The sequence below is a fragment of the Moorena sp. SIO4G3 genome (genome assembly GCF_010692305.1).
Classification (GTDB): Bacteria; Cyanobacteriota; Cyanobacteriia; order Cyanobacteriales; family Coleofasciculaceae; genus Moorena; species Moorena producens_A.
Genome location: NZ_JAAHIG010000495.1, coordinates 1 through 5,789 on the forward strand (window position 1 = coordinate 1; position 5,789 = coordinate 5,789).

3 protein-coding genes and 1 pseudogene are annotated in these 5,789 nt (G+C 41.8%); 1 reads left to right on the top strand and 3 read right to left on the bottom strand.

Features of this window, described 5'->3' with window-relative positions; all coding sequences use genetic code 11:
• A partial coding sequence (locus F6J99_RS40995; protein ID WP_293122149.1) for an S-layer homology domain-containing protein occupies positions 1–356 on the top strand: 356 nt, incomplete at its 5' end.
• A 1,101-nt stretch (positions 357–1,457) separates the two neighbouring features.
• On the opposite strand, the gene F6J99_RS41000 is transcribed toward F6J99_RS40995, so the two are convergent.
• From F6J99_RS41000 to F6J99_RS41010, 3 genes and pseudogenes are all read right to left on the bottom strand, one after another.
• Positions 1,458–3,215: a calcium-binding protein gene (locus F6J99_RS41000; protein ID WP_293122151.1), complete on the bottom strand. Its 1,758-nt coding sequence runs from the start codon at positions 3,213–3,215 to the stop codon at positions 1,458–1,460.
• 449 nt (positions 3,216–3,664) lie between these two features.
• Positions 3,665–3,803, bottom strand: a pseudogene (locus F6J99_RS41005) (IS701 family transposase); the annotation flags it as partial.
• Positions 3,804–3,833: 30 nt separating this feature from the next.
• Positions 3,834–4,022: a hypothetical protein gene (locus tag F6J99_RS41010; RefSeq protein ID WP_293122154.1), complete on the bottom strand. Its 189-nt coding sequence runs from the start codon at positions 4,020–4,022 to the stop codon at positions 3,834–3,836.
• Positions 4,023–5,789 lie beyond the last annotated feature (1,767 nt).

The window sequence follows — 5,789 nt, forward strand, 5'->3', positions numbered from 1 at the left end:
AAAAAGCCTATCGTGGTGGATTCCTATCTGGTTACGCTAATGGCAACTTCGGACAAGCCGATAATGTTAAGCGAGCGGATGTAATTGTTTCCTTAGTAAATGGTTTGGGTTTAAAAGAATCGGATCCCAATGCTTTAGATCTCTATGATGACAAAGGAGATATTCCCAGCTATGCCACAGATCAAGTAATAACCGCTACTAAAAAACTGATTGTGGTCAATTCCCCTGACCAGAGGAAACTCAATCCCGTGGGTGAGGCCACTCGTGGTGAGGTAGCTGCGATGGTTTATCAGGCTTTGCTGGATCAGGGCACACTAACTGCTGCTGTGAATAGTGAGTACATTGTGGTTGGTTGATTTATGGTTTGGACTTGACCAGAGTTATATCAACTAAATCTTTTTGAAAACATCGGTAGCCTGCTGAGTGCAGGCTTTTTTTTGTATAGCGCCATAATTGTCAGTGATTGACCTACGGTCACGCTACGCGAACAGCTATCAGCGTGACCCTAATCCCTAATACCTAATACCTTTAATGGGCGTTATTGGTATTTAAAATTAAGCTCTAATTTCTCTTAAAATTCACTTTTTATTATGTTTTTATGAATGATAAAAATAACAGGAAGTGAAGGATGTAACTGATAGTTATAACCTTCGCAAGTTAATTGATGCCTTATGACCCACGATGTAAATTTACAGTGTCTATGGTGGGGTACAACTACTGTGGGTATCCTATATTTGTTTTTGTGTGGTACACATAAGATATGGGATTTCGGAGATGCGATTGCTTTTTCAAATGTTCAGGATTTAAAATCTCAAAAGTGCCGGGCGTAAACCTTTTACCTCATATGTCTTTCCGACCGGCGGGAGATCACAAAAGGTGTATTTCTCATAGTCCGCAATGGTTTTTTGATTAAGTTGTCTTATCTTGTTTAAAAACTCTGGTGGCTAGCGCTACCGGGGGCTTTAAGAGTTTTGTTTCATCCAAAATTGGGGGGGGCGACTGGGATTGAAATCATATCCTAAATCAGCTATCCCATAAGAAATACCACGATATTTTAGTAGGTTTACTTTGCGTTGACCTGTTACGCTGAAACTCTATCCGTACCTAAAACTGTTGAACGAGCTTGGAGTACTTCCAAAACCGGACGGAAGGATTCAATATATCAGCAAGCTCATACTCTGGTAACGCAACTAGTGAAATCAGAAGCAGCCTGATGGTAGCTTGGGTTCAAATTATAAAAGCTAAAATCCGCCTCTAAGAGGTGGGTTTTTAAAAAAATTTAGAAGTACCGCAATTTGAAGTAGGTACACCTAAAAGACATCTCTATAAAATCGGTTTTGACCCAGACATTACAAGGGTTTGAAGTTAATTTTTGGAGATGTCTTTTGGATGAGTTTTTTTAGGAAGTTCCTAAACTCAGAGAGTGGGTCAAGTAAACAATACGACTTGTCACCCAGTTACACAAAGTCATTAGCTGTCAGTAAACCATTAGAATCAACATAAGCAATATCATTTGCACCTAAGCTAATGCGAGTACCTTTGACAATATTAACACCAGCTCTTATACCTGTGAATGAATTTAAGCTGTAATTGGACAATGACCCTGAAATTTGGATTTTGTCTGAGTTATTTCCGCCGAAGAAACTTCGGTCGAAATTGTCAATAACAGCAAAATCTTCCCCATTACCGTTGTAATAAACAGAGGTACTATCACCCAGAATAATCAAGTCACGGGCAGAATCATTACCAGGGTTTAGGATATCAATTTCACCAGTACCGTCCAGAACACTATTAGTACCGTTAAGGGTATCTGAACCCACACCTCCAACTAGGGTATCGTTACCACGATCACCAATGAGGAAGTCGTTACCACTATCACCAATTAGACTGTCATTACCAGCATTACCAAACAAGGAGTCATTACCTGAAAACCCCCTAAGGAAGTTGTTTGAATTGCCACCACGAATGATATTGTTGAGGTTATTACCTTGGCCGATAGCACTATTAGTCAATGTCAAGTTTTCTAGGTTGTCTCCTAGGGTGAAGTTGATAGAGGAGAATACTGTATCAGTACCCTGATTACGGAATTCGTTGACCACATCCCTCACGTTGTCAACCACATAGATGTCATTGCCCGTGCCACCAAACATCAGGTCATTGCCTGAACCTGCATTCAAATTGTCGTTGCCAGTACCTCCAAAAAGGGTGTCATTGCCTGAACCTGCAATGAATTGGTCGTCACCTGGACCTCCAGAGAGGTTGTCGTTACCTGTTCCACCATTCAATAAGTCGTTTCCTGCTCCACCATTCAATAAGTCGTCGCCAAATTCACCAAGCAGGTTGTCATTACCAGCATTTCCAAACAAGAAATCATCACCTGAAAACCCCCTAAGGAAGTTGTTTAAATTGTTACCACGGATGACGTTGTTGAGGTTATTACCGAAGCCAAATAAAGCATTACCAGTCAGGGTCAAGTTTTCCAGGTTGGCTCCTAGGGTAAAGTTGATGGAGGATAAGACTGTATCAGTACCCTGATTACGGAATTCGGTGACCACATCCCTCACGTTGTCAACTACATAGATGTCATCGCCCGTACCACCAGACATCTGGTCATTGCCTGTACCACCATTCAAATTGTCGTTGCCAGTACTTCCTAAAAGGATGTCATTGCCTGAACCTCCAATGAAGTTGTCGTCGCCTGGACCTCCAATGAGGTTGTCGTTTCCTGTACCACCATTCAAATTGTCGTTGCCTCTTCCACCATTCAATAAGTCGTTACCACTATCACCAATTAGGTTGTCATTACCAGCATTCCCAAACAAGGAGTCATTACCTGAAAACCCCCTAAGGAAATTGTTTAAATTGTTACCACGGATGACGTTGTTGAGGTTGTTACCGGAGCCAAATAAAGCATTACCAGTCAGGGTCAAGTTTTCTATTTCATAAGGGATGGTTCCTAGGTTAAAGCTGATGGAGGATGAGACTGTATCTATACCCTGATTCCTGTTTTCGGCAACCCTATCCCCTACGTTGTCAACCACAAAGATATCATCGCCCGGACCACCAAACATTATGTCGCGGCCAGTACCACCATTCAATAAGTCATTGCCAGCGCGACCAGTCAGGATATCGTGGCCACCTCTACCGAAGATAGTATCGTTATTAGGGGTTCCAACAATCGAGTTGGCTAAGTTATTACCAATGATCTCTGCCAAGTCATTTACTCCTTATTGATTACAATTGTTATGCTCAGGGAGATTCACCCTATTTGTCTAAGGTGTCTATATTTCTAGAATACCTCTCGGATCAGAGTCTAATGTCTCAGTTTTTGTCTCAGTTTTTAATGAAATTAATCCTATTCAGAAGCGCTACATAGCATAAGTTGGAATAATAGTTGTCTCAGTTTTAGTCTCAGTTGTCTCAGTTTGGCCTTATATCTTCATTCTTTAAAAAGGTCAAACCTATATTTGGGGCACCCAAGTATCGGGTGTGTATTTTCAACAGTTAACGTAGATAGATATACCTCACTAACTTGAAACAAACTCCCCAACCTAAAACTGAGCGTGGAGCCGCCAGAGGTGGCTCGCGAGCGCAGCGAGGTTCTTCTCTCCACCCGACCCAGTAACCAGGGGGCATAGCCGAAATATTGGGACTTTAGCAAAATTCAAGCCCAAATATAGCCCAAACTAGCTTTATACTTGACAAATACGTCCTGATTTTCCTGGAGCCAACGGACATGCGCGGCAAGACATGGCACTACGAAAAGCTTCTAAAGTCTCAGTAAATGTCTTTAACGGTTTGGAACGCCCATGGGTGCATCTCAATGCATGCAATTAGGTAAAAATTCGGGCAAAAATTCCCACACTTCCCACACTTCCCACTGAGTGCATGGGATGTTTTGTAAGACTCAAGTTAAAAATTGTCCGTTGAGGTAAGCGCACCGATGCTTGAGTACTTGAGGGACGTTCCTTTCGTCCCACTGAGCCCCTGAGATTTTGGCGTAATGCTAGAGAAGCTTTCACGAAGTGCCAACGTCACTGAAATCCTTTGACAACGGGAGTTTCCTCGGCTTCCTCTCTAACAACTTCAGGAAGCTACCTACCTGTTTGAGTTGTTCTGGAAACGTAAGTATAGCGACCGGGGAATCAGAAAGATTTTGGCAAAGTATGCAGAAGAGGCGGGACTCAGTAAGCCCATTTCACCCCATCAGTTGAAAAACAAGGGATTGATGATGCCTTAATCCAACCCTATTCCGGGCATTCTTCTCGATAGTCATTGGAAGTGTAGTCAATACTGAGTATAGGGTTCGCTCAAGCGTCTTTATGACTAAATGATGGTGAAGTGCCTTGAAGGGGGATTATCGGAGTTATCCTCAACTAAGGATGACAGGAATATCTCCTTTTATAGACCCACAATTGCTATAGGTTCAACTTTTGTTGTTATAACAGGAAGATTCTCAAAATCCTCCAACATCATTCCTTTGCAGCCGGTAAATACAAAAGGATTGGGGTCTTTGATTTCTATGGGGAAAGAGGGCTCTATTACAATTGGCTCAACAACTTAATATTCATGGTTAAAACCTCCGGAAATTAACTAAATAAATCGGTTGCAACTCAAGTAGTATGGAAAAAAATGCCAATTATTAGCAGCCAGATTGGCGAAAGGTTTTAACTTCGCGCCAATCTGGCCATACAGCTAAATGTTAGGAGTTAATATAGTAGCTATAGTGCTTCTCACACCAATCAAACTTAAGGTAAGCATTCAGCTATCAGCTATCAGCTATCAGCTTAAGCGCTACAGATGGTGCTACTTGAGGTGCTATCAGCTATCAGCTATCAGCCTATGCGCTATGCGCTATGCGCACCCTAGGCGAACAGCTTTTGAAGAAAATAGCTGACGGCTGAATGCTTACAACTTAAGGGCGCACGATTTGCGCCTTAACCCTTTTGATTAGGTCATTTATAACCACTTTATACGGTTATTATTACGAAATTACTTAACCTAATAAAAGAGTAAATAGAGAAATTTTAATCAGTGTTATAATTTAGGTTTTTTTGCTTGAAAAAGTTAGCGATCACGTCGGGTGGCAAAGGGAGCATGTCACTTATGCAGAACATTTGTACTCAAGCTATAGCCCCCTCATGTGTTTTAGCTTGCTGTGATAGTATATAGTTCATCTGTTCTACAATTTTGACCTGCTCCCTATACCCAACAGTACGGTCAGTTTATCTTTTGTTTCCCTAATGTCACAAACAGTAGATTCAATAAACCAAATACTAGAAAATCAAACAATAATATATGCAATGATAGCCCCTATTTGAATAGCAGGTATTTATTCTGGAGTGACTTGCCTTGTCATTGTTAATGATTTTGGTTAATGATTTTGAAAGAACCTATCAGCTCTAACTTTGATAATCAATTAGGTGATTAGCTGATCCCAGAAATAATTATGCTCTAATTCTCCCTACCTCCTTGGGTGCATCTCATTTTTGCTGTTTGACACCGTGGGTGGAATGGGCATCTTGCCCGTTACAATTTTCGGGCGGGCTGTCCTAAAACTGGCTAGGATGCCGAAAATGAGGGCTCCCCTAACGCACCACTAGCCAGATTTTCGGCGTTGCTGATTATGGGTATGATTTTGCCCCCCTAGCCCCCCAATTTTGGGCAGGGCTGTTTCTTGCGTCCGACTAAAACGTCATTTGTGGGGAGGTGGGGAGATAGGGAGATAGGGAGATAGGGGGGATTAAAGCTAATAAAAAGTTATTTTTAACCTGAAAAAAAACCTCTCC